Below are 25,059 nucleotides of genomic sequence, written 5' to 3'. Positions count from 1 at the left end.
CCTCAGGCAGTCACTACAGATTTAATAGCACGGGATGACGTAGGATGCAAGTCCCCGGAGGAAAGTTTCGTCTCGAAGGTGGAGGAGCGCCGGAGTGACCCAGGACCTCAACGCCCACGACCCGGCCCGCGGTGTCTACGGGATCTCGGTGGCGGCCGAGCTGGTCGGCATGGCTGCGCCGTCCCTGCGTCTGTACGAGTCGCACGGACTGCTCGAGCCGGACCGCACCCCCGGGGGGACCCGCCGCTACAGCGTCGACGACCTGGAGCGGTTGCGCACGATCGCCGAGCTGCTCGAGGACGGGGTCAACCTCACCGGGATCTCGATGATCCTGCGGCTGCGGGAGGAGAACGACCAGCTCCGCGAGGAGAACCGGCGGCTGACGGTCAGCCGTTGAGCTGTGCGGCCGCCGCGGCGATGTCGTCCAGCTCGGTGCGGATCGAGCGCTCGGTGAGCTTCAGGCCCAGCGGGCCGACGACCCGCAGCGCGAGCCGCTGCAGCCGGGAGGGGTCGTCCACGGTCGCCTGGAAGGTCGCGGTCAGCAAGGTGCCCGCGGACTCGTCGAGGGACTCCAGCAGCAGCGTGGTGCGGTAGGTCGTGCTGGCGTCGACCGTCTCGGTGACGGTGCGCCGCAGCGGGTCGTTCTCGACGACGACGAGCTCCTGGGTGTCGGAGGCGCCCATCATCCGGCGGGTCTCGCGCCACCGGGTGCCGACGGCGTAGGGGCCGTCGGTGATGACGTGCAGGTCGGTGACCTGGGAGAGCCGGCGCTGGGCCTGGTCGAGGTCGGTGATGACCTCCCACACGACCGCGGGCGGGGCGGGGATGCGCCGGCTGAGGGTGACCTCGTGGGACATGGCTGTCAGCCTTCCTCGGAGGGGTCGGCGTCGGAGGGGTCGGCGTCGGAGGCGCCGGCGGCTGGCAGGTCCTCCCACTGCGCGCCCAGCACCAGGTCGACGACCGCGGAGTCGCGACCGTCGTCGACGAGCTCGACCGACCCGGGCAGGTCGGCCCGCAGCAGCTCGGCCTCCTCGATGCCCTTGGGGCCGTGCCGGATCACACCGACGCCGGGCACGTCGGCGCCTTCCGGGTCGTTGGCGACGGTGGCGACCGAGTAGCCCCGCTCCCGCAGCGACTCCCCGGCGCGGCCCGCCGCCCCGGGGATCCCGCCGGCGTTGTAGACGTTGACGCTCACCTCGGCGACGGTCATCGCCGGTGGGGGAGCCGAGACCGCGGACGTGGCGGCCGCGTCACCGCTGCCGCCGGGCGTGCTGATCCAGCCCTGCACGAATGCCATCGCCAGCCCGAAGACCACCAGCAGGGCGAGCAGCAGCCCGCTGATGACCAGCGCGGCGCGGCGGCGTGCCCGGCGGGCGGCCGTCGACATGCCGGCGGTACGCACGTATCCCACGTCGGCTCCTCTCCGGCGTCCGAGGCTAGCGACCGGGGGCCGCGTCGAGGTCGAGGACACGCCCGTGGACCACGGGTCGGCCCTGCAGGGCGGCCCGGAGCGCCCGGTGCAGGCCGTCCTCGAGGTACAGGTTGTCCTGCCACCTGACCACGTGGCAGAAGATGTCGCCGTAGAAGGTGGAGTCCGGCGAGAGCAGCACCCGCAGGTCCAGCTCGGCGCGGGTGGTCACCAGCTCGTCCAGACGGAGCATGCGCGGGGGCAGGTGCGCCCAGTCGCGCGCGTCGTCCAGCCCGTGCGGCGGGTAGGGGCGCGCCTCGCCCACGCCCTTGAAGATCATGGCGCGCAGTCTAGAGTCTGGCGTTGTGAGCGAGCAGAGCAGCAGCCAGATCGACCGGATCCGCCAGGGTTACGCCTTCACCGGCCCGAGCATCGTGCTCGGCGGCGCGGTGCAGGACGAGGAGGTGGTCCCCGACGCGGTCGTGCGTCTGCCGCTCGGGTCGATGAACCGCCACGGACTCGTCGCGGGCGCGACCGGCACCGGCAAGACCGTCACCCTGCAGGTGCTCGCCGAGCAGCTCTCCGACGCCGGCGTCCCGGTCTTCCTCGCCGACGTCAAGGGCGACCTCACCGGCCTGGCCACGGCTGCCGGCGGCGGCGGCAGGATCGAGGAACGGATGACCTCGCTCGCGCAGGACTGGACGGGCACCGCATACCCCGTCGAGCTGCTCAGCCTGGGCGGACAGGGGGTCGGCACCCCGGTGCGCGCCACCATGACCGCGTTCGGGCCGACGCTGCTGTCCAAGGTGCTCGGCCTGAACAAGACGCAGGAGTCGAGCCTGGGCCTGGTCTTCCACTGGGCCGACCAGCAGGGGTTGGCGCTGCTCGACCTGCCCGACCTGCAGGCGGTCATCCAGCACCTGGTCTCCGACGAGGGAAAGGGCGACCTCAAGAGCCTGGGCGGCCTGGCCACGTCGACCGCCGGCGTCATCCTGCGCCAGCTGGTCGCGCTGTCGGCCGCCGGCGGCGACGTCTTCTTCGGCGAGCCGGAGTTCGACACCAGCGACCTGATGCGCACCACCGACGACGGCAAGGGCGTCATCAGCTGCCTCGAGCTGCCCGGCGTCCAGGACAAGCCGGTCGTGTTCTCCACCTTCCTGATGTGGCTGCTGGCCGACCTCTTCCAGGACCTGCCCGAGGTCGGAGACCCGGACAAGCCCACGCTGGTCTTCTTCTTCGACGAGGCCCACCTGCTCTTCGACGACGCCTCCGACGCCTTCCTGAAGTCCGTGGAGCAGGCGGTGCGGCTGATCCGCTCCAAGGGCGTCGGCGTCTTCTTCGTCACCCAGACGCCCACCGACGTGCCGGACAGCGTGCTGGCCCAGCTGGGCAACCGGGTCCAGCACGCGCTGCGCGCCCACACACCCAACGACGCCAAGGCGCTGCGCGCGACGGTCTCGACCTACCCGACGAGCGACTACGACCTCGCGGAGGTGCTCACCTCGCTGCGCACCGGTGAGGCGATCGTGACCGTGCTCTCCGACGAGGGCGCCCCGACGCCCGTCGCGCGGACGATGCTCCGCGCCCCGCAGGGGCAGATCGGCCCGTCGGAGAAGTCCGTCCTCGACGGCCTGGTCGCCGCCTCCCCGCTGGGGACGAAGTATGCGGAGACGCTCGACCGCGAGTCCGCCTACGAGGTGCTCACCGCCCGGTTGCAGAAGGCGCAGGAGGAGGCCGAGGAGTCCTCTGCGGCGCCGGCCGCGGCGCCGGCGGACGAGGGCTCGGGCAGCCGGTCCAGGTCGCGCAGCGCCAAGGAGGACGAGAGCATCGTCGAGCAGGTCGTCGGGTCCTCGGCGTTCAGGTCGATGCTGCGCTCCGCCGGCACCGTCATCGGCCGCGAGATCACCCGGTCGATCTTCGGGACCGGCAAGCGGCGCCGCTGACGGCGCCGCTCGGCCGGCCCTGGCCGCCTCAGAGCGAGACGAGCAGCAGCGTCGTGGCGAAGACCAGGCCGGAGGCGAGCAGGACCACGGTGGTGTAGCCCAGGATGTCCCGCATCTTCAGCCCGGCGATAGCCAGCAGCGGGATCGCCCAGAAGGGCTGGATCATGTTGGTCCACTGGTCCCCGTAGGACACCGCCATGATGGTGATCGCGGGGTCCACCCCGAGCTCGCCGCCGGCGCCGAGCATGATCGGCCCCTGCACGGCGAACTGGCCGCCGCCGGAGGGGACGAAGAAGTTGACCAGTCCCGCGGACAGGAAGGCCAGCAGCCCGAAGGTCGTGGGGGTGGAGACCGCCACGAAGGCGTCGGTGACGACCAGGACCAGGCCGGAGGCCGTCATCATGCCGAGGATGCCGGCGTAGAGCGGGAACTGCAGCAGGATCTCGCCGACGTTGGAGGCGGCGTCCTTGGTGAGGCGGATCAGCTCGAAGGGGTTGCGGACCAGCAGCAGGATCAGTGCCAGGAAGGACCAGTTGACGGTGTCCAGGGTCAGCGTCCCGCCGCGGCCGAAGTGCATCGCGAGGTAGGCCACGAGAGACAGGCCCACGAGCAGGGTCGGTAGCCGGCTGGCGTCCACCCGGTCGGCCGGGGTGAGGACCTCCTCCTGACCGTCGTCGGTCTTCTCACGGGCGTCGACGGTCAGCTCGACCACCCGGTCGCCCTCGCGCGGGGCCACCATGTAGAGGGCCAGCGCGACCACCACGATGGCGACCAGCGCCGCGATCATGTTCCAGGAGGAGAAGACGGTCTGGCTGATCGGCAGCGGCTTCCCGCCGAGGGATTCCATCAGGAAGGACCCCTCGGTGGCGGCGGTGAGCGGGCCGGAGGCCGAGTAGCCCATGTGCCAGACGACGAAGCCGGCGAAACCGGAGGCGACAAGCATGGGGAAGTGCAGCTTCATCCCGCGCTCGCGACCCTGGTAGGCCACCTCGCGGGCGAGCAGCCCGCCGACGACCAGGCCCAGGCCCCAGGTGATGAGGCTGGCGAGGGCGGCGACGACGAAGACGAAGACGTAGGCGAACAGCGGGGTCCTCGGCACCCGGGCCAGGACGCCCAGCAGCCTGCGGACGGGGCCGGTGCTGGCCAGGATGTGGCCCAGCAGGAGGATCAGGGCCATCTGCGTCATGAAGGCCAGCAGGCCGGCCAGGCCGTCGCCCCACTGGACCACGAGGTCCGCCGGGCCGGTGTCGGTCAGGATCAGCGCCATGACGGCGACGATGAAGGTCAGGGCGATGGAGAAGACGAGCGCCGAGGGGATGAACCGCTCGACCACGTTGTTGACGGGCCTCATGGCCCGCGACAGCGGGGTGCCCTCCTTGCGGGAGGCCTCGGTGGGGCTGGGTGCGCTGGGCATGGGGATGCTTCCTCCGGCTCGGGACAGGGTCGGGTCACCTCACCCTAGCCAGCCCGGATTTCCGGGCCGCCCGTGTCCTCGGGTATCCTCACCGGCGGAGGATTCGCATAGCGGCCTAGTGCGCACGATTGGAAATCGTGTTGGGATAAAACCCTCGGGGGTTCAAATCCCCCATCCTCCGCCACCGCGGCCCCCGACCGTCACCGGTCGGGGGCCGCGTCGTTTTGGTGGCCCCCCAGCGGTCGCCTAGACTGTCAGCGGACCCCTCGTGCGGTGGTACCTCACTGAACTCCCCCAGGGCAGGAATGCAGCAAGGGCAGGTGAGCTCTTCCAGGTGCGCGAGGGGTTCTTCATGCCCTGGTGCCGCCGGGCAGCAGGACCGTCGCAAGGGTGCGGCGCGTGCGACCCGGCGTCTCGCGGTGCTCCATGCGAGCGGTGATCGTCTCCCGCAGCTCGGCGACCATCTCCTCCAGCTCAGCGTCGGTGAGCCACATCGCCGCCTCCCGGTAGCTGATCCCGTCCCGCGCCGGGTCGATCTCCTCCCGCTCCAGGTAGCTCTCGAACCGGCCGAGGAGGCTGGCGGTGAACGTGGTGAACGCCCGCCGGTGCTGATCGCGGGTCATCGAGCGGGCCGCGTCCGGACCGACCCGCGCCGCCTCGACCTGCACCGCATACGTCCGCTCGGCGGTGCCGCGGACGGACCGTTCGCGGACCACCCGCAGGACGCCGGCGTCGGCGAGGCGGGCGACGTGCCGGTAGAGCGAGGCCGTCGGCACGTCGGGCAGCCGCTCGGCCATCTGCGAGGTCGTCAGCTCCTCCCCGGCGAGCAGCAGCTGGAGCACCCGCAGGCGCACGGGATGGAGCAGCAGATCTGCGGTGGAGGAGGTCATGGACGAGAAACTATCATGTCTGATAATATTCATCAATGATGAGAACCAAGGGGTCGCCCGACCCGCCGTTCCTGGTCCTCCAGAAGGAGCCACCATGGCGCTCGCCTCCCGTCGCACAGCCGACGTCACCTTCACCTCCGCCGGCCTCGGGCTGAGGGGCACCGTCGTCCTGCCCGGGGAGGCGCGGGACGGCACGACCTGGCCGGCCGCGCTGATCCTGCCGGGCTCGGGCCCCATCGACCGCGACGGCGACCACAGGCGGATGCCGCTGGGCATCAGCCGGGCGCTCGCCGAGTCGCTGGCCGACCACGGGATCGCCTCGCTGCGCTACGACAAGCGCGGCACCGGCAGCTCGCAGGGGGAGTGGCTGAGGACCGGCCTGCTGGACAACGTGGACGATGCCCGGGCCGCACTGCAGCTGCTCGCCGAGCAGCCCGGCGTGGACCCGCAGCGGATCGTCGTCGTCGGCCACAGCGAGGGAGCGATCCTGGCCACCTACCTGGGTGCCGACCCCCGGGTCGCCGGGCTGGTGCTGCTCTCCGGCACCGCTACCCCCGGCAAGGAGCTGCTCGCCTGGCAGACCCGGCAGCTGGCGGACTCCCTGCCGCGGCCGCTCAGGGCGGTCCTGCGGCTGCTGCGTATCGACATCGTGAAGCGTCAGGCCAGGAACGTCGCCAAGCTCGAGGCGAGCACCGCCGACGTGATCCGGCTGGACGGCGCGAAGCAGAACGCGAAGTGGCACCGCGAGCTGCTCGCCTACGACCCGGCGCCCCACCTAAGCGAGACCACGGTGCCCGTCCTGGCCATCACCGGCGCCAAGGACCTGCAGGTCAGACCGGCCGATCTGGAGAGGATCGTCGAGCTCGTCCCGGGCGACGTCGAGACCGAGCTCGTGCCCGACCTGACGCACATCCTGCGCCGGGACGAGCAGGACGCCTCCTTCGCCCGCTACAAGAAGCTGGTCAAGCGGCCGGTCGACGCGGAGGTCCTGGACCGGGTGGCCGGGTGGATCCTGCGCAGCACCGACCCGCAGCGCCGTGAGCAGGTCAGGGGCGCAGCATCACCTTGATCGCGCGGCGCTCGTCCATGGCCGCGTAAGCCTCGGCGACCTCGTCCAGCGGCAGCGTCAGGTCGAACACCCTGCCGGGTCGATCTCGCCGGCGAGCACGTCGTCGCGCAGCTGCTCGAGGTAGGCGCGCACAGGGGCCACCCCGCCGGCCAGTGCGACGTTGCGGCGGAACATGGACGTCACCGGCACCTCGACCCCGTGCGGCACCCCGACGAAGCCGACGGTCCCGCCGGGCCGCACCGAGGCGAACGCCTGGTCCATCGACCCGCCCGTGCCCACGCACTCCAGCACCCGGTCGGCGCCGACGCCGTCGGTCAGCTCCATGATCCGCGCGGCGCCCTCCTCGCCGCGCTCGGCCACCACGTCGGTCGCGCCGAACTCGCGCGCCACCGCCTGCCGGGAGGCGTGGCGGGACATCGCGACCACGCGGCCTGCGCCGAGCCGGGCGGCGGCCAGCACGGCGGACAGCCCGACCGCACCGTCGCCGACCACGGCCACGGTCTCGCCCTCCCGCACACCGGCGGAGAGGGCGCAGTGCCAGCCGGTGCCCATCACGTCGGACAGCGCCAGCATCGAGGCCAGCTGGTCCTCGCCGGGGACCTCGGGCGTGGCCACCAGGGTGCCGTCGGCATAGGGGACCCGCAGCACCTCGGCCTGGCAGGCGGCGGTCGGCTCTCCGTCGCCGTCCAGGCCGCCCCAGCCCTGGCCGCCCAGCACGCAGGAGGTCTGCACGCCGTTCCGGCAGTGCGCGCAAGTCCCGCAGGAGTAGCGGAAGGGGGCGATCACGAACTGGCCCGGCCGCACGGTCCGCACCTCGGCACCGACCTCTTCGACGATCCCGACGAACTCGTGGCCGATGCCCCGAGGCTCGCTGACCTCGTTGATCCCGCGGTAGAACCACAGGTCGGAGCCGCACACGCAGGTCGCGGTGACCCGCACGACCGCGTCGGTGGGACGCAGGACCGTCGGGTCGGGGACCTCCTCGAGGCGGACGTCGTGGGGGGCGTGGAGGATCGTGGCGCGCATGGGGTCATCATGTCAGGGGTGCGGTAGCGTCCAGCGTATGCCGTTCGACGTCGCGTCCGAGGTGGGTCGCCTGCGCCAGGTGATCGTCCACCGACCCGGTCTGGAGATGCACCGCCTGACGCCGGAGAACAAGGAGCAGTACCTGTTCGACGAGATCCTCTGGGTCGAGCGCGCGCAGGAGGAGCACGACCACTTCGTGCGGGTCATGCAGGAGCGCGGCGTCGTCGTCCATCACCTCGACCAGCTGCTGCGTGAGACCCTGGCGGTCCCCGCCGCCCGCGCGCAGATCCTCGACCACTCCCTCGACGAGCGCCACACCGGCCCGCTGGGCGCCGAGGCGCTGCGCGTGATGTTCGACAAGATGGCGGACGCCGAGCTCGCCCGCCACCTGATCGGGGGGATCACCAAGGCCGAGGTGCTCGACCGCATACCCCACCCGCAGTCCCTGACCATCGACCAGCTGGACCTGCACGACGCGGTCCTGGCCCCGCTGCCCAACCACCTCTTCGCGCGGGACACCTCGGCGTGGGCCTACGGCGGCGTCGCGGTCAACTCGATGCACAAGAAGGCGCGGCGCCGCGAGACGGTCCACTACGCCGCCATCTACCAGCACCACCCGCTGTTCAGGGACGCCGGGATGGACTGGTGGACCGAGGGCGTCGACGACGGTCCCGCGACGGCGGAGGGCGGCGACATCCTCGTCCTCGGCAACGGCGTCGTGCTCGTCGGGCTCTCCGAGCGCACCACCGCGATGGGCGTCGAGCGGCTCGCCCGGCGGATGCTCGGGTCGGGCCGGGTCAGCACGATCGTCGCGCTCGACATGCCCAAGGCGCGCGCTGTCATGCACCTGGACACGGTGATGACGATGATCGACCCCGAGACCTTCACCCGCTACCTCGGCCTGCCGGACCTGCCGTCGTGGACGATGACGGCCGGCGAGGAGGACGGCAACGGTGGGGTGGACGTCATCATCGAGCGGCACGCCCCCGAGGACATGATGAAGGTGGTCGGGCACGCGATGGGCGTGCCCAAGCTGCGGATCCTCGCGGCCGACCAGGACCCGCGGGCCGCCGCGCGCGAGCAGTGGGACGACGGCTGCAACGTGCTGGCCCTGGAGCCGGGGGTGGTCGTCGGCTACGAGCGCAACACGGTGACCAACGACTACCTGCGCGCCAACGGGGTGGAGGTCCTCGAGATCTCCGGCTCGGAGGTCGGTCGGGGCCGCGGCGGTCCCCGCTGCATGTCCTGCCCCGTCGAGCGCGACCCGCTTCCCTGAGCCCGCTCCCGACAGGTCGTCCAGGTATGCCGCCGCGCCGCCGCGTCGACGTCGCCGCCGGGGAGGAGGCCCTGGGGGTGTGGCTCGCCGCGCAGACCGCGGAGCGCGGCGCGCCCGCCGTGCCGCGCCAGGTGCTCGCCACCGCGGTGCGCTACACCGCGGAGGAGCTGTCGGTCCGGGCACCGGGGCGGTCCGTGGAGGTCCGCGTCCCGCCGTTCGCCGCGGTGCAGTGCATCGAGGGCCCGCGGCACACCCGGGGGACGCCGACCAACGTCGTGGAGACCGATGCGCAGACCTGGCTGGAGCTGGTGACGGGCCGGCTCACCTGGGCGCAGGGTGTGGCGAGCGGCGCCGTCCGGGCGTCGGGGCAGCGGGCGGACCTCACGGCCTACCTGCCCCTGGGGTGAGACCGCCGCGCTCGACTCAGCCGTCCTTGAGCCGGCCCCACCCGTGCCAGCGGTCGATCTGCACCCACGCGCTGACGCGCCCCCTGTCGCGCACGCGGTAGGGGTGGCCGGTGTAGTGCTCGGAGAGCCGGTCGATGTCGACCAGACCCGCGTCCTCGACGAGCTCGACGACCCGGCCGAGGATGCTCACGTGCGTGATCCAGTCCTCGGGATCGAGCGCGCTCAGCGCCACCCGGGGGTCGTGGCGCAGGTGCGCCAGGCGCCGCCGCCCCTCGTCCATGTTGACCAGGATCCGGCCGCCCTCAAGGAGGTACCAGGTCGGGGTCGAGACCGGTTGGCCGTCGGCGCGCACCACGCTGATCGTCGCGTGGTTGGGTGCGGCGAGGAAATCTGTGACGGCGTCGGGCAGGGGAGGCGTGGGCATGCACCGACCGTAGCGTGAGGGACACTGGAGGGGTGGTGGACGAGGACGACAAGGTGACGGACGGCGAGCCGGGGCGTGAGCGCGGAGGGCAGCACGGGACAGGACGCCAGCCCCCCGGCGAGATCCTGGTGCCGGTGCGGCGCCGGCCGGACATGGTGCGCTTCCTCGTCGCCGGCGGGTTCCTCGGCTTCGTCGTGGGGGCGTTCGTGGGGCGCTACGGTCCCGATGCTCCCAACAGCAGCGCCTTGCAGGAGCTCATCCTGCTGGGCGCCACCGGCCTGCTCGTCGGGCTGCTCCTGGGCTCGGCGGCCTACCTGCTCGCCGACCGCCGCTCCTCGCGGCGCTGAGCAGCGGCCCGCGAGCGTGCAGCGGGCTCAGCCCTGCGGCAGCTCGCAGCCGTCCGGCCCGCAGGCCGCCGCGTCCTCGCCGGTCGTCCCGGCCGGGCCGACCCTCTGCAGCACGGGGCGGCGCTCGGACCACGCCTGCTGGAGCGCGCCGGCGAAGACCTCGGTCGGCTGCGCCCCGGAGATCCCGTAGCGTCCGTCGACCACGAAGAACGGCACGCCGTTCGCGCCGTAGGCGCGGGCCTGCTCGACGTCTGCGGTGACGGCTGCGTCGTACGCGTCGCTCTCGAGGACCTCGGCGACCTCCGTGGCCCCCAGGCCGACGCCCTCGGCGAGCGTGGTGAGCACGGCGCGGTCGGTCACGTCCTGGGCCTGCACGAAGTATGCGTCGAGCAGGGCCTCCTTCAGCCGCCCCTGCAGCTCCGGGCCGCCCTTGTCGAGCGCGAGGTGGATGAGCCGGTGGCCGTCCCGGGTGTTGAGGTGCAGCGTCCGCCCGAGCTGGAGGTCCAGCCCCTCGCCCGCGGCCGTCTCACTGACCCGCTCCTGCATCGCGGCGATCTGCTCCGGGCCGCCGCCGTACTTCCTGGCCAGCGCCGTGGTCGAGGTCTCCACCGGCGGCACCGGGGCGGAGGGGTCGAGCTCGAAGCTGTGCCAGACCACCTCCACGTCGTCGGCGTGCTCGAAGCCGCCGAGGGCGGACTCCAGGCGGCGCTTGCCGACGTAGCACCACGGGCAGGCGATGTCGGACCAGACGTCGATGCGCATGGACGTGTCGGGCGAGGAGGTGGGAGCCATGTCCTCGACAACGGTGCGTGACGCGTCAGCATTCCGCCGGGCCGGCCGGTCGGCTGTGGAATGATGGGCGCGTGGCACGCGCTGACGGACGTCTCTCGCACGACCTCCTTCCCGGCGAGCGGCTTCCCCAGGACGCCTGCGGGGTGTTCGGGGTGTGGGCCCCCGGCGAGGAGGTCGCCAAGCTCACCTACTTCGGCCTCTACGCCCTGCAGCACCGCGGCCAGGAGGCGGCGGGCATCGCGACCAGCGACGGTCGCCGGCTGGTGGTCTACAAGGACATCGGCCTGGTCAGCCAGGTCTTCGACGAGGCCGCGCTGGCCTCGCTGCAGGGTCACCTGGCGATCGGGCACTGCCGGTACTCCACGACCGGCCGCAACACCTGGGAGAACGCCCAGCCCACCCTCGGCGGCAGCGGCGACCACACCGTCGCGCTGACCCACAACGGCAACCTGGTCAACACCGCCGCGCTGCGCGACCTGCTCGCCGAGGCGCACGGCGGTCAGCTGTCGAGGTCCGGCGGCGAGGTCGGCCGCGGGAGCACCACCGACACGGCCATCCTCACCGGGCTGCTCACCGCGGACGAGGACCTGCCGCTGGAGGAGTCGGCGATGCGGGTGCTGCCGCAGCTGCGGGGCGCCTTCAGCCTGGTCTTCTGCGACGAGACCACCCTGTATGCCGCGCGCGACCCGCAGGGGGTCCGCCCCCTGGTCCTGGGCCGCCTCGAGCGCGGCTGGGTGGTCGCCTCAGAGACCGCCGCCCTCGACATCGTCGGCGCCGCAGTCGTCCGGGAGGTCGAGCCGGGCGAGCTCATCGCCATCGACGAGAACGGCCTGCGCACCCGGCGCTTCGCCGAGGCCGCGCCCAAGCGCTGCGTCTTCGAGTGGGTCTACCTCGCCCGTCCGGACACCACGATCGCCGGGCGCGAGGTCTACGACGCCCGGGTCGAGATGGGTCGGCGTTTGGCCGGCGAGCACCCGGTGGAGGCGGACCTGGTCATGCCGACACCGGAGTCCGGCACCCCGGCCGCGATCGGCTACGCCGAGGCGTCGGGGATCCCGTTCGGGCACGGGCTGGTCAAGAACGCCTACGTCGGGCGGACCTTCATCGCGCCCAGCCAGACCATCCGCCAGCTCGGCATCCGGCTCAAGCTGAACCCGCTGCGCGACGTCATCCGGGGCAAGCGGCTCGTCGTGGTCGACGACTCCATCGTGCGCGGCAACACCCAGCGCGCCCTGGTCCGGATGCTGCGCGAGGCCGGGGCGGCCGAGGTGCACGTGCGGATCTCCTCGCCGCCGGTGCGCTGGCCCTGCTTCTACGGGATCGACTTCGCCACCCGGGCCGAGCTCATCGCCGCGGGGCTGGAGGTGGAGGCGGTCTGCGCCTCGATCGGCGCGGACTCGCTGGGCTACATCAGCGAGGACTCGATGATCGAGGCCACCGCACAGCCGCGGTCCGCGCTGTGCACCGCCTGCTTCTCGGGCACCTACCCGATCGAGCTGCCGGACACCGACAAGCTGGGCAAGGACGTGCTCGAGCTGCCCTTCCCGGTGGAGTCCGAGCCCGACCCGGACAGCGTGCGGATCGGCGCGCTCGACGTCGAGGGCGTCCGCGTCACCGCCGGCGCCGGCGGGGCCGACGCGGTGCGCCGGCCCTGACCTGCACCACATACTGACCAGAACTGTCCGCACACCTTGCCCGAGGGGACGCCCATGACCGCGCCGGACCGCCAGCCGATCACCTACGCCAGCGCCGGCGTCGACGTCCACGCCGGGGACAGGGCCGTGGAGCTGATGAAGGAGTCGGTGGCCCGCGCGACCCGTCCGGAGGTCGTGGGCGGGCTCGGGGGCTTCGCCGGGATGTTCGACGCGTCGGCACTGAGGCACATGCGCCGGCCGGTGCTGGCCACCTCCACCGACGGGGTCGGCACCAAGGTCGCGATCGCGCAGGCGATGGACGTGCACGACACGATCGGGCAGGACCTCGTCGGCATGGTCGTCGACGACATCGTGGTCAGCGGCGCGGAGCCGCTGTTCATGACCGACTACATCGCCTGCGGCAAGGTCGTGCCCGAGCGGATCGCGGCGATCGTCTCGGGGATCGCGCGCGGCTGCGAGCTGGCCGGCGTCGCGCTGGTCGGCGGGGAGACCGCAGAGCATCCCGGGCTGCTCGGGCCCGAGGAGTACGACGTGGCGGGCGCAGCCACCGGCGTCGTCGAGCACGACGACGTCCTGGGGCCGCACCTGGTGCGGCGCGGCGACGTGGTGCTGGCGATCCCGTCCTCGGGCCTGCACTCCAACGGCTACTCCCTGGTGCGGCGCGTGGTCGCCGCGGCCGGCTGGGCCTGGGACCGGCACGTCGAGGAGCTGGGACGCACCCTGGGCGAGGAGTGCCTGGAGCCGACCCGGATCTACACCCGGCCCCTGCTGGACGTGGTCCGGGCCGGGGTGGGGCTGCACGCGCTGTCGCACGTGACCGGCGGCGGGCTGGCCGCCAACCTGGCGCGCGTCCTGCCCGCGGGGGACCTGGCGACCGTCGAACGGGTGTGGACGCCGCCGGCCATCTTCTCGCTGGTCCAGGAGCTGGGGCAGGTGCCGCTGGCCGACCTGGAGCAGACGCTCAACATGGGCGTCGGGTTCGTGGCCGTCGTCGCGCCCGAGGGGGTGACGCGGACCAAGGAGGTCCTGTCCGGCCACGGCATCACGGCGTGGGAGGTCGGGGCGGTGGGCGACCCGTCGACGGCGGACCGCTACGACGAGCCGGTCGTCCAGGGCGCGAAGGGCGTCGACGGGGGAGCGGTGCAGATGGTGGGGACCTACCCGGGCTGAGCCGCCTGGCGCCGGTAGGGAGGGGGGCTCACTGCACCCCGATGTCCTCGTTCCACAGCTCGGGGTTCTCGGCGATGAAGCCGGCCATCATCGCGGTGCACTCGGCGTCGTCCAGCACCACCACCTCCACCCCGCGCTGCCGCAGAAGGTCCTCGCCGCCGTAGAAGTTCTGGTTCTCCCCGATGACGAGCCGGGGGATCTTGTAGAGCAGGACCGCGCCCGTGCACATGTCGCACGGGGACAGCGTCGTCGCCATCGTCGCCCGCGCGTAGGCCGAGGCCGGAAGCCGGCCGATGTTCTCCAGGCAGTCGGTCTCGCCGTGCCGGATGGCGCTGCCCTGCTGGACGCGCCGGTTGCGGCCGGTGCCCACGATCCGGCCGTCGACGGCCAGCGCGGCCCCGATCGGCACCCCTCCCTCGCCCAGCCCGGTGCGGGCCTCCTGGAGCGCGGCGGCCAGCAGTTCGGCGTCGTTCATGTCTCCTCCGTCCGCATGGTCCCAGTATGAGCGTCGAGATCCGTCCGTGCCGACCCCGTCAGAACGGCGGGGGAGGGTCGGTGGGGCGGTCTTCCTCGGGCGGGTCGTCGTGCTGGGGGGCGTCGGTCCGACCGAGGGCTGTGTCCTCCTGCGGCCCCTCGGTAGCGCGTTCGGCGGTGGTGTCCGTGGCGCTCTTGACCCAGTCGTGGTGGTCGAGGATGTGCTGGCGGTCGGTGGCGAGGAGTTTTTTGGGGGTGGGGGTGCCCGGGCGGGGACCGGGGATCGTGCGGCCGGTGCTGGAGGTGTGGCGGAGCACGACGGCCTCGCGCAGGCGCTGGAGCGCGGCGCGGCTGTGCGGGTCGAGGTCGAGGTCGGGTCGTCGTCGTCGGCCTCGAGCCGGTGACCTGGTCCGCGTCGGGCCAGGGCCGCGTAGACGAGCAGCGAGGCCAGGTAGCGTTCGTCGAGGAGCTGGTCGTCGTGCGTGCCGTCACCACGTGTCCCGCCGGGGCTGCGGCCGGCGGGGGTCCCGTCACCGGGGCTGCCGCCACCGGCGGTCTCGCCACCGAGGACCCAGGTGGAGAACTGTCGGTAGTCGTAGGTGCGGGTGCGGTAGATCCGCCCCCAGAACGAGGTCCAGGTGACGTTGCGGGCGGCGTCCATCTCGGCGTCCCAGAACTTCTCGGTCTTGATGGCGTGGAAGGGCACGTCGAGCGTCTGCAGGTTGCGCTCACTCGTGGCGCCGCCGATGAGGTACTCCACGACGTGGTCGAGCTGGGAGCTGCCCGCAGGGGTCGTCGACCCGGGTGCCCGCGACGTCACGTCCGCGGCGCGCAGCTGGGCACGCATCGCCGCGTCGGGGGCGTAGGCGGTCACGCTGCGCTCCAGGCACCGGCCGTCGGCAGGGTCGGTGAGGAGCCGGTAGATGGTCGTGCCCGGTCGCCCGAGGATGCGTCTGATCTCCGCGGCGGACAGGTAGCGGCCGTGGCGACCCAGGATCTGTCCGACCTGGCCCGGCGGACCGGGCGGTGCCGCCGGTCCGGGGACGCCCAGGGCCGTGCCCGGAGGACAACCGGACGGTGCCATGCCATCACGGGCAGTCGCACCGCTGGCAGCGTCAGGAGCGCCGCTGGTGTCGGGGGTGCCGGTCGCGTCCCGCTCCTGACTGGTCCCGAAAGTATCCACCGGCGTGGGGTTGACGACGCCGGGGCCGATCAGAGCGGCGGTGCCGGTGAGGGCGTCCCAGGGGATGACCACCTGGACCTCGTGCGCGGGGGTGCCGGAGAGGACGTCGACGAGCCGTTCGACGTCGTGGGGGGTGATCAGGCTGGGTTCGTCGCCGAGGTCGGGCAGGTCCAGGGTGCCGTGCAGCAGCAGCGAGCGGGCGATGTCGGAGCGCAGCTGGGACTCGGTGCGAGGGTCCCCCTCCCGCCGCGCCCTGGCGGCGAGATCTGCCAGGCGCCCCACGCAGCCGATGATCGAGATCGTGTCTCCGGTGATGACCAGCTTGGCCGTCCCTTCGTCGTCGGTCTCGGCGTAGGCGTCCCGGTTCTTGTGGGCGGACTGACGCTTGCGCTCCTGGGCCTCCGGGTCTGCGCTCTCCTGGCGCAGCGCCTCGCGCTCGAGCGCCCGGTAGAATTCCTTCTTGGCCCAGGGCAGGGTCGACAGCTCGCCCTCGGGGGTCAGCCGCTCGACGGCAGCCTCGGCAGGACCGGCATCCGTGGCGAAGAGAGCGCGGGCCACCGCGCCGGCCTGCTCGTGCGGCATCCGGGCGCACCGGCGCCACCACGCGACGACCAGGTCCAACCGGGCGATGCCGGCCACGAGGGCCTGGTCGACCGCCCTGCGGGAGACCTCCGGCGCCAGTGCGATCGCGACCCGCTCCCTCGCAGTGCCCCTCCCCTCACCGGTCAGCGCGGAGATCTCGAACGCCGGCAGGGACTTGCACCGGCCCCGCCACCGCTCACGCGCGGTGCGCGAGAGCTCCTCCGGGTCGGCGACCTCCTTGAGCCTCAGCTGCTCCTCCCCGGTCCGGGCGGCAAGCTCCCGCGAGGCGTGCAGCACCGCTGCCTCCGCCGCCGCGCTCAGCCGGTGCGCCGCCTGAAGGGCGTCCAGCGCGGCGGCACTGCTCATCTGCTGACGGTCGAACGCGTCCACCAGCGGGTCGAGCAGCTCCGCGATGTCCTCGGGGAGCCGGTCCGCCGCGGTCTCGGGCAGGATCCCCTGGAGACGGTCCAGCCCGATCGCGGCCCGGTCGGCCCACGCGCCCGGCACGAAGGCGCCCAGGGCAGCGAGGTCGAGCCGGGCGCGCTCGGCGACGCCCTCGACCAGCACCCGCCCCCAACGCTCGTCCTCGGTGTCCATGTCCGCCCCCGGACCTTCTCGACCGGCCTCCTGGTGAGGTCGACCTCGTGGAACAAGGCTAGAACATCCGTACGACATACTCGGAGATTTCCACAGCGTGTCGTACAGATGTCTGAGAGGACCGGGGCGTGTGGACGACGTCCCCGGGACGCCCGGGCGGCTACCCGCCCTCGGGCGTGACCAGCACCCAGAGGGTCGTGGCAGCGCGGTCGCCGACGTAGCCGCTCCACCGCGTCCTCGCGCTGTCGGAGGTCAGGACCGTGCGCACCTGTTTCTTGTCGGGCTCGACCAGCACCACGCTGCGGGCGGGGACAGCGGTGTCGATCTGCATCGAGTTGACCACCGTGTTCACCGGCACGCCGTCGAAGACCCACGCGCCTCCGGTCACCTCGTCCGCGCTCGACTGGTCGCCCCCGTGCCACATCGTCAGCCGGTCGCCCTCGATCGGGGCCGGCGCGCACCCGGCCGCCTCGACGTCCGCCCAGTTCACGTCCTCGCCGAGGGACGCCTGGCAGGTCTGCAGCTCGAAGGTCACCGTCTGGAAGTTCATCAGCCGGTTGTAGGCGAAGATGCTCAGCAGCGCGATGACCGCGAAGCCGACCGCGAGCATCACCCAGCCCCGGTTCCGGCCGGCGCTGCCGCGCACCGTCGCGTCCTGGTGGGTCCAGGCAGCCTCGTGCCGCGCTCGCGCCACCGCGTCCCTCCCGTCGTCCGCCACCGGTGATCACCACCGGTCGTCCGGTGTCCAGACTACGTGCTCGGGCCGCGGCCGCCGACCCGATTTCCCCGGGGTATGTGGTGTCGCCGGCGGGTGCGCCGGTCACCCGGTGCGGGTCCGGCTCAGCCGACCTCCGCGTCAGCCATCGTGCCGATCTGGGTGCCGGTCTGCACCGCCCACAGCTCGGCGTAGGGGCCGGGCCGGGACACGAGCTCGTCGTGGGTGCCCGCCTCGACGACGCGCCCGTCGGCCAGCACCCAGATCCGGTCGGCGTGACGCACCGTGGAGAGCCGGTGGGCGACCATGACCGTGGTGCGCCCCTGGCTGACCTCGGCCAGCGAGCGCTGGATCGCGGCCTCCGTCTCGTTGTCCACCGCAGAGGTGGCCTCGTCGAGGATCAGCACCGCCGGGTCGCGCAGGATCGCCCGGGCCAGCGCGAGCCGCTGGCGCTGGCCGCCCGAGAGCGTCACGCCGCGCTCCCCGACGTGGGTGTCGTAGCCGTGCGGCATCGCCTCGATGAAGCCGGCCGCCTCCGCCTGGACCGCCGCCCGCACGACCTCCTCGAGGCAGGCCCCGGGACGGCCGTAGGCGATGTTGTCCGCGACGGTGCCCTCGAAGAGGAACACGTCCTGGGACACGTAGCCGATCCGTCCGCGCAGCCCTTCCCAGGTCAGCTCGCGCAGGTCGAGCCCGTCGAGACAGACCTGCCCCGAGCGCGGATCGGTGAAGCGCAGCAGCAGTCGCAGCAGCGTGGACTTGCCGGCCCCGGTCGGTCCGACGACGGCGTGCACCTCGCCCGCGGGGACCACCATGGACACGTCGTGGAGGACGTCCGGCCCGTCGGCATACCCGGCGCTCACGTCGCGCAGCTCGAGCCGGCCGGACACCGACGCCGGCGAGCGCTGTCCCGGCAGGGTCACCGGCCGCTCGTCCAGCAGCGCCAGGATCCGCCGCACCGAGGCCATCGCCCGCTGGTAGAGGTCGAGCACCTCGCCGACCTGGGTGAGCGGCCACAGCAGCCGCTGCGTCATGAAGACCAGCACCGAGTAGAGGCCGAGCTCCAGCCGCCCGTCCAGCGCCATCCACCCGCCCAGGAGCAGCGTCATCGTGAAGCCGACGAGGATCGCCATCCGGATCAGCGGGACGAACGCCGCCGAGGCCCGGATCGCCTCGGCGTTGGCCAGCCGGTAGGCCTCCGAGGCCTCCCGCACCCGCTCCAGCTCGCGCTCCTCGGCGGTGAACGACTTGATCGTCGACATGCCGCCGAGGTTGGCCGAGACCAGCCCGCTGATGCGGGCGACGGCGGCGCGGACCACGGCATACCTCGGCTCGAGGCGACGCTGGAACCACAGCGAGCCCACGATGATCACCGGGATCGGCGCGAACGCCAGCAGCGTCAGCGTCCAGCTGCTCAGCGCGAACACCGCGCCGACCAGCACGACGTTGAGCGCCAGCTGCCAGAGCTTGTCCACCCCGGTGTCCAGGAAGCGCTCGAGCTGGTTGACGTCGTCGTTGACCACCGCGAGCGTGGTCCCGGTGGCCCGTGACTCGTGCCAGGCCATGTCGAGACCCTGGACGTGCCCGTAGGCCTCCAGCCGCAGGTCGTGCTCGACCTGCTGCGCGAGGTTGCGCCAGGTGAGCGCCGCGAGGTAGTCGAAGGTCGACTCCAGCACCCAGACGACCGCGTTGATCACCGCCAGCGCGAGGATCTGGTCGCGCCGGTCGGCGATGCCCAGGAGCGTGGCGACGAAGGAGTCCGAGCCACGCACGACCACGTCGATCGCCGCACCGATGAGCAGCTCGGGCATGACGTCCATGACCTTGCGGCACGTGGACAGCACGAACGCCAGTACCACGCGGGCGCGGTACTGCCGGTAGCGGACCCACAGCTGGGTCAGCGGGTGGTGCTCGGGATGCGGTGGTGGGGCGCTGGAAGACTCCGTCGACCCCACGTCAGCCGTGGCCGCGCGAGTGCCAGGAACCCTCGTCCTCGTCCTCCGCGCCGTAGGCGGAGTAGTCGGCGTAGGGGTCGTCTTCGTCGTCACCACCGTCGTCGTGCGTCGGCGAGCTGTCATAGCTGTGGTCGCCGTGTTCGCCGCGGAGCTCTCGCTCCAGGGCGGTGAGGTCGGTGTCCGGAGCTGAGTACTTCAGCTTCCTGGCCACCTTGATCTGCTTTGCCTTGGCCCGGCCGCGCCCCATGGCGTGACCCCCTTGCATCGTGTCTGCCGGGGCGGCATCGCTGGCTGACGAATCAGGTCGCGGAGCCTGCCCGGGGATTGTGTATGTTCGTGGTGCCTAGGCTACATGAGACCTGGCTCACCCTCGCCATCGACCCGCGCGACCAGCAGGTATGTGGTGCGCCCGGGTCCGCCCCGGTCCGCTCACCCGCGTCCGCGGGTCCAGGTGCGCGCCAGCAGGCCCAGCAGGCCGAGCGCCGCGAGGATCACGACGACCCAGGCCCACACGGGCAGCCCGCCGGCCCCGTCGGAGGAGTCCGGAGCTGCCGTGATGCCGGCGTCGTCGCCGGCGCCGGCGCCGGTCGTGGTCGGTGCGGCAGAGCTGCTCGCGGCCGCGGACGTCTGCGCGTCGCTGGCCCCCGCCTCGCTGCTCCCCGCCTCGCTGGTCGCCCCGGACGTCTCCGTCGCCTCGAAGGCGAACGTCCCGGAGATCGGGTGGCCGTCCTGGCTGGTGACCCGCCAGGTCACCTCGTAGGCACCGGCGGGCAGGTCGGACCGGAGCTGCTGGGTCACCTCGCTGCCGCTCACCTGCGGGTCGCCCTCGCCCACCGTCTCCCCGTCCGGGCCGGCGACGAGCACCTGGGCGCCCACGTCGGCGACCTCGCCGGAGAAGGTCAGCACCACCTGCCCGGGCGCCTGCTCCACGGTGGCGCCGTCGGTGGGCTCGGTGCCGGTCAGCTGGTCGTGCGCCGACGCGCTCCCGGCGGGGACCACGAGCAGCGCCGCCAGCAGCGCCGCGAGGAGCAGGGCCAGGGAGAAGGGGAAGGACGCTGACGGGGACAACCGGGACGGACGGGGCATGCTCCCGAGTGTAGGGAGGCGGCATACCCTCGCGGGATGGACCCCGCGCCCCACCGACCCACGTCCTACCGGACCGTCGCCGCGCCCGTGGTGGCGAGCATCGAGGAGAAGCGGTCGCTGTTCGAGTGCTGGCTGCGCCGTGCGGAGGACGAGCCGGGCGCCAGGGCCGTGGTCGAGGAGGCGCGGGTCACGCACTGGGACGCGCGGCACCACTGCTCGGCGTTCGTGCTGGGGCCGGAGGGTGCTCTCGTCCGCAGCAACGACGACGGCGAGCCGGCCGGGACCGCGGGTACCCCCATGCTCGAGGTGCTCACCGGTGCGGGCCTCACCGACGTCGTCGCGGTCGTCACGCGGTGGTTCGGCGGGACGTTGCTGGGCACGGGCGGACTGGTGCGGGCCTACTCCGACGCGGTCCGCGCCGCGCTCGCCGAGGCCCGGGTGCTCACGCGCGTGCGCGTGGGGGAGGTGGACGTCCGGGTGTCCCACGCCACGGCGGGCCGCCTCGAGCACGACCTCCGGGCGCGTGGTGTCGCGGTCCCCGACGTCCGGTACGGCGAGCACGTCACCCTGCGGGTCCAGGTGCCCGTGGCCGAGCGGGACGAGCTTGCCGGCCTGCTCGCCTCGCTCACGTCCGGGGAGGCCGAGCTGGTGGCGGGCAGCGAGGCGGAGAGCTGGCTGGACGGGCCGGGCTGACAGCCGCGGCCGGTACGCTTCGCGCCATGTCCTTGCCCGACCCGTCCGCGCGTTTCGCCTCGACCGTGCCCTTCGTGCCGGTCGTGCTCGGCGGGGAGCTGGCGACCTACACCCTGGCCCGGGCCTTCCACGCCGAGCTGGGCGTGCGCACCACCGTGGTCACCCGCGGCGTCCCGTCCGCCGTGCGGGGGTCGGCGATCATCGACAACGTCCGCTGCCCCGGCATGGACGAGGACGAGGAGCTGCTCGCCTGCCTGCGGCGGGTCGCCGACGAACGCCCCGACCACCGCGTCCTGCTGCTGGGCACCGTCGACGTATGGGTGGACCGCATCGCCGGGCTGCGCGACCGGCTGGACGAGCGCTTCGTCGTGCCCTACCCCTCCGGCGCGCTCATCGACCGCCTCTCCGACAAGGAGGGCTTCGCCGCCCTGTGCGCCGAGCTGGGCGTCGCCCACCCGGTGACCCGCGCGGTGCCGGCCGACGCGCCCGAGGAGGCGGTGGCCCAGCTGCTCGAGGGCCTGCGCCCGCCGTTCGTGGTCAAGGCCGGCGACTCGGTGGCCTTCGGCGCGCTGCTCTACCAGGGCAAGCAGAAGGTCGCCTACTGCGCCGACCTCGAGGAGCTGCTCGCCCTGCGGCGGACGATGACGGCGGCCGGCTACGCCGGCGGCCTCGTCGTCCAGGAGCGCATCCCCGGCGGCGACGAGCAGATGAGGGTGCTCACCACCTACTCCGACCGGGAGGGAAGCGTCCGCTGGGGACGGCTCGGCCACGTCCTGCTCGAGGACCACGACCCGGCCATGATCGGCAACCCGCTCGCTGTCGTGCACGGCACCAGCGGGACGGCGGTGGCCGAGGCGGCGCGGCTGATGGAGCACGTCGGGTGGACCGGATACGCCAACTTCGACATCAAGGTCGACCCGCGCGACGGGACGGAGTACTTCTTCGAGCTCAACCCGCGGCTCGGGCGCTCGCACGCCTACCTCACCGCCGCGGGACACCCGGTCGTCACGCCGCTGGTGCGGGAGTACGTCGAGGGGCGCGACCCCTTCGACGACGTCCGGACCGGCCCCGAGACCGACGACTGGCTCTACTCGATCGTGCCGGTGCCCCTCCTGCGCCGCTACGTCACCGACCCGTCGACGCGCGAGCGGCTGACGCGCATCCGCCGGTCCGGGCGGGTGCTGCGACCGCTGCGGTATGCCGTGGACGGCGGCCGGGAGCGCGTGCTCGCCCAGCTCAAGAACGACGTGCTCTACACCAAGAACTTCGCCACCCACTACCGTCGGCCGGTGACCTCGTGAGCCCGGCGACGCAGGGCGGGGGCGCGGAGCGGCCGCTGCTCCCCGGCACCTGGGCAGGGCCGGTGCTCGGCGTGCTGGGCGGGATGGGCTCGGCCGCGACCGTGGCCTTCCTCGACGCGCTGGTGCGGGCGACGCCGGCGCGCACCGACCAGGAGCACATCGACTCCGTGGTGCTCAACCACGCGACCGTCCCCGACCGGACGGCCCGGCTGAACGACCCCTCGCAGCCCGACCCCACGCCCTACCTGCTGGGCGACCTGCAGCTGCTGGCCCGGCTGGGCGCTGACCGTGCGGTGATCCTGTGCAACACCGCGCACGCCTTCCTCGACGAGGAGGACCTGCCGCTGCCGCTGCTGAGCATCGTCGAGGTCGGTGCCGACGCGGTGATGGCCGTGGCCCGGGCGAGCGGCGGCGAGCGGCCCACCGTCACGGTCCTGGCGACCGACGGCACGCTGGCGAGCCGGCTCTACCAGGACGCGCTGGAGCGGCGCGGCGCCACCGTGCGGGTGCCCGGGGAGGCCGACCAGCCGCGGGTGATGAGCATGATCTACGACGGGGTGAAGGCTGACGTGCCGGTGCCGACCGAGGAGTTCGCCGCGCTGGTGGACGAGCTGGGGGCCGGCTCCGACGCCGTGCTCCTCGGCTGCACCGAGCTGTCGGTGCTCTTCGCGCAGGCGGCGACCGAGGACCGCCCGCTGCCCGACCGGGTCGTGGACGCGCAGAGCTCGCTGGTCGCCAGGGTCGTGGAGGACCTCGGGCCGCAGCGCTGAGCGCGTGGGCAACAGGCGGCAAGCCGGATCTGCGCAGGGGGACCAGCACTAGGGTTGGACCACCCCCGCCCCACCGAGAAGGAGCCCCGCGTGACCCCTCCCGTGCCCGACCCCGGACCACGGCCCCTGCACCTCGTCCTGATGGGGGTGTCGGGCACCGGCAAGAGCACGATCGCCGCCGCCCTGCGGGAGCTGCTGCGATGGGACTTCTGCGAGGGCGACGACCTGCACCCGCAGTCCAACATCGACAAGATGAGCCGCGGCGAGGCGCTCGACGACGAGGACCGCTGGCCCTGGCTCGAGGCGCTCGTCGACTGGACCGCCGAGCGCGAGCGCGGTGACAGGGACACGATCCTGACCTGCTCGGCGCTGAAGCGCTCCTACCGCGACGTGCTCCGTCGTGGCGGGCCCGGCACCTACTTCGTCCACCTCGTCGGCGACGACGAGCTGCTCGCCGGACGGATGAGCGTGCGCGAGCGGCACTTCATGCCGACCTCGCTGCTCGACTCCCAGCTCGAGACGCTCGAGCACCTCGAGAAGGACGAGCGCGGGATGATCGTCGACGTCGTCCAGGACCCGGAGAGCATCGCCCGGATGATCGTCGCCCAGGTCGGCGCGGTCGGGCAGCGTCAGCGCAGCTAGACCAGCTGGAGCTGGTCGGCGACCACCCGCCCCCGGTGCAGCACCGTTCGGTCCGGCAGCCGGTCCATGACCGCGGCCGTCGGGGTGTCGCCGGCGACGAGCAGCAGGTCCGCCCGGTCGCCGACCGCCAGCCCGGGCCGGTCGCCGACCCCGGACAGCCGGGGCAGCGACCGGTCCATGACCGAGGCGCCGCCGCGCGAGGCCACCGCCAGGGCATGCTCCACGAGCTCGTCGCGGCGGAAGCCGTGGGTGAACGCCAGCTGCCAGGTCCGGTCGAGCATGTCGGCGTTGCCGTAGGGCGACCAGTAGTCCCGCTGCCCGTCCTCGCCCAGCCCGACGCGCACGCCGTGCTCGGCCATCAGCTCCAGCGGCAGCGTCGCCCGCCCGCCCGGCGCGACGGTCGCGGTCGCCACGTCGGCCTCGGCGAACCGCTCGACGAGGTCCTGGGTCTGGCTCTCGGTCCCGTCCCACAGCCCGTAGCCGTGCGAGATCAGCACGTTGCCCTGCATCCCCAGCGCGAGGGTCCGCTCGATGATCAGGTCGGCCGAGAAGCGGCCCAGGTCTCCCGGCTCGTGCAGGTGGACGTCGACGGGCACGCCATACCGCTCCGCGAGGCCGAACACGATGTCGAGGTGGCGCACGGGGTCGCGGTCGAGCGTGCACGGGTCGATCCCGCCGACGACGTCGGCGCCGGCGCGCAGCGCGTCCTCGAGCACCTGCGGCGAGCCCTCCTCACGCAGCAGACCGGCCTGCGGGAAGGCGATGACCTGCACCTCTGCGCGGTCCCGGTGGGTCTCACGGGCGGAGAGGACGGCCTCGAGCCGCTCCAGCCCGGCGTCGACGTCGACCTGCGCGAAGGAGCGCACGCGCGTCGTCCCCCGGGCCACCATGAGGCCGAGGGTGTGCGCGACGCGCTCGACGATCCCGACCTCTGCCTCCCGCCAGTGGGCCCGGTCGTCGAGCATCATCGTCCACACGCCCGGTCCGCCGGTGTGCGGACGGAAGGGCAGCCCCAGGCGGGTCGAGTCGAGGTGCACGTGCACGTCGGCGAAGGACGGGAGCAGCAGTCGCCCGCGTCCGTCCACGTCGTCGGTATGGCGTGTGCCCGCTCCGGCGCCTGCCTCACCGGGGTCGTCGGTCGCCCCTGAACGGCGCACCTCGACGATCCTCTCGTCCTCGACCCGGAGGTCGGAGAGCTCAGCGCCCCACGGGCGCACGTTGCGGATCCACATGACGGTCA

General features: G+C 72.8%; 25 protein-coding genes, 1 tRNA gene, 1 other RNA gene and 1 pseudogene. 14 read left to right on the top strand and 14 right to left on the bottom strand.

Annotated elements, in window-relative coordinates; genetic code table 11:
• Positions 1 to 94 precede the first annotated feature (94 nt).
• Positions 95 to 397 carry a MerR family transcriptional regulator gene (locus tag DV701_RS09205; protein WP_228254960.1) on the top strand — a complete coding sequence of 101 codons (303 nt, stop codon included), beginning with the start codon at positions 95 to 97 and terminating at the stop codon, positions 395 to 397.
• Here the strand turns inward: DV701_RS09205 and DV701_RS09200 are convergent.
• The 3 genes from DV701_RS09200 to DV701_RS09190 are packed head-to-tail and all read right to left on the bottom strand — an operon-like array spanning position 387 to position 1,748.
• Positions 387 to 857: an SRPBCC family protein gene (locus DV701_RS09200; RefSeq protein WP_114928041.1), complete on the bottom strand. Its 471-nt coding sequence runs from the start codon at positions 855 to 857 to the stop codon at positions 387 to 389. The genes DV701_RS09205 and DV701_RS09200 overlap by 11 nt on opposite strands.
• A 5-nt stretch (positions 858 to 862) precedes the next feature.
• On the bottom strand, positions 863 to 1,411 hold the full coding sequence (locus DV701_RS09195; RefSeq protein WP_114928040.1) for a LytR C-terminal domain-containing protein: 549 nt from the start codon (positions 1,409 to 1,411) through the stop codon (positions 863 to 865).
• 25 nt (positions 1,412 to 1,436) lie between these two features.
• A complete protein-coding gene (locus tag DV701_RS09190) occupies positions 1,437 to 1,748 on the bottom strand; it encodes a type II toxin-antitoxin system VapB family antitoxin (protein WP_114928039.1) in 312 nt (103 codons plus the stop codon).
• Between DV701_RS09190 and DV701_RS09185 the strand changes: the two genes are divergently transcribed.
• Entirely contained in the window at positions 1,747 to 3,351 is a 1,605-nt protein-coding gene (locus DV701_RS09185) for a helicase HerA-like domain-containing protein (RefSeq protein ID WP_114928038.1), read from the top strand. The two genes, DV701_RS09190 and DV701_RS09185, sit on opposite strands and share 2 nt — an antisense overlap.
• Before the next feature lie 28 nt (positions 3,352 to 3,379).
• Here DV701_RS09185 and DV701_RS09180 read toward each other — a convergent pair whose 3' ends face one another.
• On the bottom strand, positions 3,380 to 4,702 hold the full coding sequence (locus DV701_RS09180) for a short-chain fatty acid transporter (protein WP_114930960.1): 1,323 nt from the start codon (positions 4,700 to 4,702) through the stop codon (positions 3,380 to 3,382).
• A 159-nt stretch (positions 4,703 to 4,861) separates the two neighbouring features.
• On the opposite strand from DV701_RS09180, the gene DV701_RS09175 reads away from it, so the two are divergent.
• Together DV701_RS09175 and ffs are read left to right on the top strand one after the other, a co-directional pair.
• A tRNA-Ser gene (locus DV701_RS09175) sits at positions 4,862 to 4,949 on the top strand.
• A 73-nt stretch (positions 4,950 to 5,022) separates the two neighbouring features.
• Positions 5,023 to 5,119, top strand: an RNA gene (ffs, locus tag DV701_RS09170) — signal recognition particle sRNA small type.
• On the opposite strand, the gene DV701_RS09165 is transcribed toward ffs, so the two are convergent.
• On the bottom strand, positions 5,116 to 5,655 hold the full coding sequence (locus DV701_RS09165) for a helix-turn-helix domain-containing protein (RefSeq protein WP_114928037.1): 540 nt from the start codon (positions 5,653 to 5,655) through the stop codon (positions 5,116 to 5,118). The two genes, ffs and DV701_RS09165, sit on opposite strands and share 4 nt — an antisense overlap.
• Positions 5,656 to 5,749: 94 nt before the next feature.
• Here DV701_RS09165 and DV701_RS09160 point away from each other — a divergent pair, with 94 nt between their 5' ends.
• Positions 5,750 to 6,724: an alpha/beta hydrolase gene (locus tag DV701_RS09160; RefSeq protein WP_114928036.1), complete on the top strand. Its 975-nt coding sequence runs from the start codon at positions 5,750 to 5,752 to the stop codon at positions 6,722 to 6,724.
• Here DV701_RS09160 and DV701_RS09155 read toward each other — a convergent pair.
• Positions 6,702 to 7,750: pseudogene (locus DV701_RS09155) on the bottom strand (zinc-dependent alcohol dehydrogenase family protein). The gene DV701_RS09160 and the pseudogene DV701_RS09155 sit on opposite strands and share 23 nt — an antisense overlap.
• 37 nt (positions 7,751 to 7,787) lie before the next feature.
• Between DV701_RS09155 and DV701_RS09150 the strand changes: the two are divergent.
• The gene (locus DV701_RS09150; RefSeq protein WP_114928035.1) at positions 7,788 to 9,026 is read left to right on the top strand and encodes an arginine deiminase; all 1,239 of its coding nucleotides are present in this window, start codon (positions 7,788 to 7,790) and stop codon (positions 9,024 to 9,026) included.
• A 26-nt stretch (positions 9,027 to 9,052) separates the two neighbouring features.
• Positions 9,053 to 9,433: a sterol carrier family protein gene (locus DV701_RS09145; protein ID WP_114928034.1), complete on the top strand. Its 381-nt coding sequence runs from the start codon at positions 9,053 to 9,055 to the stop codon at positions 9,431 to 9,433.
• A 16-nt stretch (positions 9,434 to 9,449) separates the two neighbouring features.
• On the opposite strand, the gene DV701_RS09140 is transcribed toward DV701_RS09145, so the two are convergent.
• Positions 9,450 to 9,857 carry a PPOX class F420-dependent oxidoreductase gene (locus tag DV701_RS09140; RefSeq protein ID WP_114928033.1) on the bottom strand — a complete coding sequence of 136 codons (408 nt, stop codon included), beginning with the start codon at positions 9,855 to 9,857 and terminating at the stop codon, positions 9,450 to 9,452.
• A 32-nt stretch (positions 9,858 to 9,889) separates the two neighbouring features.
• Between DV701_RS09140 and DV701_RS09135 the strand changes: the two genes are divergently transcribed.
• Complete coding sequence (locus tag DV701_RS09135; RefSeq protein WP_162802934.1) at positions 9,890 to 10,204, top strand: hypothetical protein; 315 nt, start codon at positions 9,890 to 9,892, stop codon at positions 10,202 to 10,204.
• A 27-nt stretch (positions 10,205 to 10,231) separates the two neighbouring features.
• On the opposite strand, the gene DV701_RS09130 is transcribed toward DV701_RS09135, so the two are convergent.
• Positions 10,232 to 10,996 (bottom strand): DsbA family oxidoreductase, encoded by a 765-nt coding sequence (locus DV701_RS09130; protein ID WP_202863483.1) that lies wholly within the window; start codon positions 10,994 to 10,996, stop codon positions 10,232 to 10,234.
• A gap of 71 nt (positions 10,997 to 11,067) precedes the next feature.
• Between DV701_RS09130 and purF the strand changes: the two genes are divergently transcribed.
• Both purF and purM read left to right on the top strand, forming a co-directional pair.
• Positions 11,068 to 12,651 carry an amidophosphoribosyltransferase gene (purF, locus tag DV701_RS09125; RefSeq protein WP_114928031.1) on the top strand — a complete coding sequence of 528 codons (1,584 nt, stop codon included), beginning with the start codon at positions 11,068 to 11,070 and terminating at the stop codon, positions 12,649 to 12,651.
• A gap of 54 nt (positions 12,652 to 12,705) precedes the next feature.
• Positions 12,706 to 13,821, top strand: coding sequence for a phosphoribosylformylglycinamidine cyclo-ligase (purM, locus tag DV701_RS09120; RefSeq protein ID WP_114928030.1), 1,116 nt, complete (start codon positions 12,706 to 12,708; stop codon positions 13,819 to 13,821).
• A 28-nt stretch (positions 13,822 to 13,849) separates the two neighbouring features.
• Here the strand turns inward: purM and DV701_RS19220 are convergent, their stop codons facing one another.
• The 5 genes from DV701_RS19220 to DV701_RS09095 form a co-directional block, all read right to left on the bottom strand.
• Entirely contained in the window at positions 13,850 to 16,657 is a 2,808-nt protein-coding gene (locus tag DV701_RS19220; protein WP_324616579.1) for a nucleoside deaminase, read from the bottom strand.
• A gap of 160 nt (positions 16,658 to 16,817) precedes the next feature.
• The gene (locus tag DV701_RS09110) at positions 16,818 to 17,375 is read right to left on the bottom strand and encodes a hypothetical protein (RefSeq protein WP_114928029.1); all 558 of its coding nucleotides are present in this window, start codon (positions 17,373 to 17,375) and stop codon (positions 16,818 to 16,820) included.
• Positions 17,376 to 17,497: 122 nt separating this feature from the next.
• Entirely contained in the window at positions 17,498 to 19,231 is a 1,734-nt protein-coding gene (locus DV701_RS09105; RefSeq protein ID WP_202863751.1) for an ABC transporter ATP-binding protein, read from the bottom strand.
• A gap of 97 nt (positions 19,232 to 19,328) precedes the next feature.
• Positions 19,329 to 19,574, bottom strand: a complete 246-nt coding sequence (locus DV701_RS09100) for a DUF3073 domain-containing protein (RefSeq protein ID WP_114928027.1) — start codon at positions 19,572 to 19,574, stop codon at positions 19,329 to 19,331.
• Between the two features lie 182 nt (positions 19,575 to 19,756).
• The gene (locus DV701_RS09095; RefSeq protein ID WP_114928026.1) at positions 19,757 to 20,413 is read right to left on the bottom strand and encodes a copper resistance CopC family protein; all 657 of its coding nucleotides are present in this window, start codon (positions 20,411 to 20,413) and stop codon (positions 19,757 to 19,759) included.
• Positions 20,414 to 20,449: 36 nt separating this feature from the next.
• Here DV701_RS09095 and DV701_RS09090 point away from each other — a divergent pair, with 36 nt between their 5' ends.
• The 4 genes from DV701_RS09090 (at position 20,450) to DV701_RS09075 (ending at position 23,819) form a co-directional block, all read left to right on the top strand.
• Positions 20,450 to 21,106, top strand: a complete 657-nt coding sequence (locus tag DV701_RS09090; RefSeq protein ID WP_114928025.1) for an IMPACT family protein — start codon at positions 20,450 to 20,452, stop codon at positions 21,104 to 21,106.
• Between the two features lie 26 nt (positions 21,107 to 21,132).
• Positions 21,133 to 22,407 (top strand): carboxylate--amine ligase, encoded by a 1,275-nt coding sequence (locus DV701_RS09085; protein WP_114928024.1) that lies wholly within the window; start codon positions 21,133 to 21,135, stop codon positions 22,405 to 22,407.
• Positions 22,404 to 23,177 carry an aspartate/glutamate racemase family protein gene (locus tag DV701_RS09080; protein WP_228254959.1) on the top strand — a complete coding sequence of 258 codons (774 nt, stop codon included), beginning with the start codon at positions 22,404 to 22,406 and terminating at the stop codon, positions 23,175 to 23,177. The genes DV701_RS09085 and DV701_RS09080 overlap by 4 nt, the downstream gene beginning before the upstream one ends.
• A gap of 90 nt (positions 23,178 to 23,267) precedes the next feature.
• Positions 23,268 to 23,819, top strand: a complete 552-nt coding sequence (locus DV701_RS09075; protein WP_228254958.1) for a gluconokinase — start codon at positions 23,268 to 23,270, stop codon at positions 23,817 to 23,819.
• On the opposite strand, the gene DV701_RS09070 is transcribed toward DV701_RS09075, so the two are convergent.
• Complete coding sequence (locus DV701_RS09070) at positions 23,816 to 25,051, bottom strand: amidohydrolase family protein (RefSeq protein WP_114928023.1); 1,236 nt, start codon at positions 25,049 to 25,051, stop codon at positions 23,816 to 23,818. The two genes, DV701_RS09075 and DV701_RS09070, sit on opposite strands and share 4 nt — an antisense overlap.
• Between the last annotated feature and the right edge of the window lie 8 nt (positions 25,052 to 25,059).

Source organism: Ornithinimicrobium avium (assembly GCF_003351765.1).
In the GTDB taxonomy this organism is placed as follows: domain Bacteria; phylum Actinomycetota; class Actinomycetes; order Actinomycetales; family Dermatophilaceae; genus Ornithinicoccus; species Ornithinicoccus avius.
The sequence above is the reverse complement of the archived record's forward strand: the minus strand, read 5'-3'. Positions and strand labels throughout refer to the sequence as shown.

Bases quoted from the DNA above. Each gene is read 5' to 3' on its own strand.
- DV701_RS09200 (WP_114928041.1), bottom strand. From the start codon at position 857: ATGTCCCACGAGGTCACCCTCAGCCGGCGCATCCCCGCCCCGCCCGCG.
- DV701_RS09185 (WP_114928038.1), top strand. From the start codon at position 1,747: ATGGCGCGCAGTCTAGAGTCTGGCGTTGTGAGCGAGCAGAGCAGCAGC.
- DV701_RS09190 (WP_114928039.1), bottom strand. From the start codon at position 1,748: ATGATCTTCAAGGGCGTGGGCGAGGCGCGCCCCTACCCGCCGCACGGG.
- DV701_RS09180 (WP_114930960.1), bottom strand. From the start codon at position 4,702: ATGAGGCCCGTCAACAACGTGGTCGAGCGGTTCATCCCCTCGGCGCTC.
- DV701_RS09165 (WP_114928037.1), bottom strand. From the start codon at position 5,655: ATGACCTCCTCCACCGCAGATCTGCTGCTCCATCCCGTGCGCCTGCGG.
- DV701_RS09160 (WP_114928036.1), top strand. From the start codon at position 5,750: ATGGCGCTCGCCTCCCGTCGCACAGCCGACGTCACCTTCACCTCCGCC.
- DV701_RS09150 (WP_114928035.1), top strand. From the start codon at position 7,788: ATGCCGTTCGACGTCGCGTCCGAGGTGGGTCGCCTGCGCCAGGTGATC.
- DV701_RS09145 (WP_114928034.1), top strand. From the start codon at position 9,053: ATGCCGCCGCGCCGCCGCGTCGACGTCGCCGCCGGGGAGGAGGCCCTG.
- DV701_RS09140 (WP_114928033.1), bottom strand. From the start codon at position 9,857: ATGCCCACGCCTCCCCTGCCCGACGCCGTCACAGATTTCCTCGCCGCA.
- DV701_RS09130 (WP_202863483.1), bottom strand. From the start codon at position 10,996: ATGGCTCCCACCTCCTCGCCCGACACGTCCATGCGCATCGACGTCTGG.
- purM (WP_114928030.1), top strand. From the start codon at position 12,706: ATGACCGCGCCGGACCGCCAGCCGATCACCTACGCCAGCGCCGGCGTC.
- DV701_RS19220 (WP_324616579.1), bottom strand. From the start codon at position 16,657: ATGGACACCGAGGACGAGCGTTGGGGGCGGGTGCTGGTCGAGGGCGTC.
- DV701_RS09100 (WP_114928027.1), bottom strand. From the start codon at position 19,574: ATGGGGCGCGGCCGGGCCAAGGCAAAGCAGATCAAGGTGGCCAGGAAG.
- DV701_RS09095 (WP_114928026.1), bottom strand. From the start codon at position 20,413: ATGCCCCGTCCGTCCCGGTTGTCCCCGTCAGCGTCCTTCCCCTTCTCC.
- DV701_RS09090 (WP_114928025.1), top strand. From the start codon at position 20,450: ATGGACCCCGCGCCCCACCGACCCACGTCCTACCGGACCGTCGCCGCG.
- DV701_RS09085 (WP_114928024.1), top strand. From the start codon at position 21,133: ATGTCCTTGCCCGACCCGTCCGCGCGTTTCGCCTCGACCGTGCCCTTC.
- DV701_RS09070 (WP_114928023.1), bottom strand. From the start codon at position 25,051: ATGTGGATCCGCAACGTGCGCCCGTGGGGCGCTGAGCTCTCCGACCTC.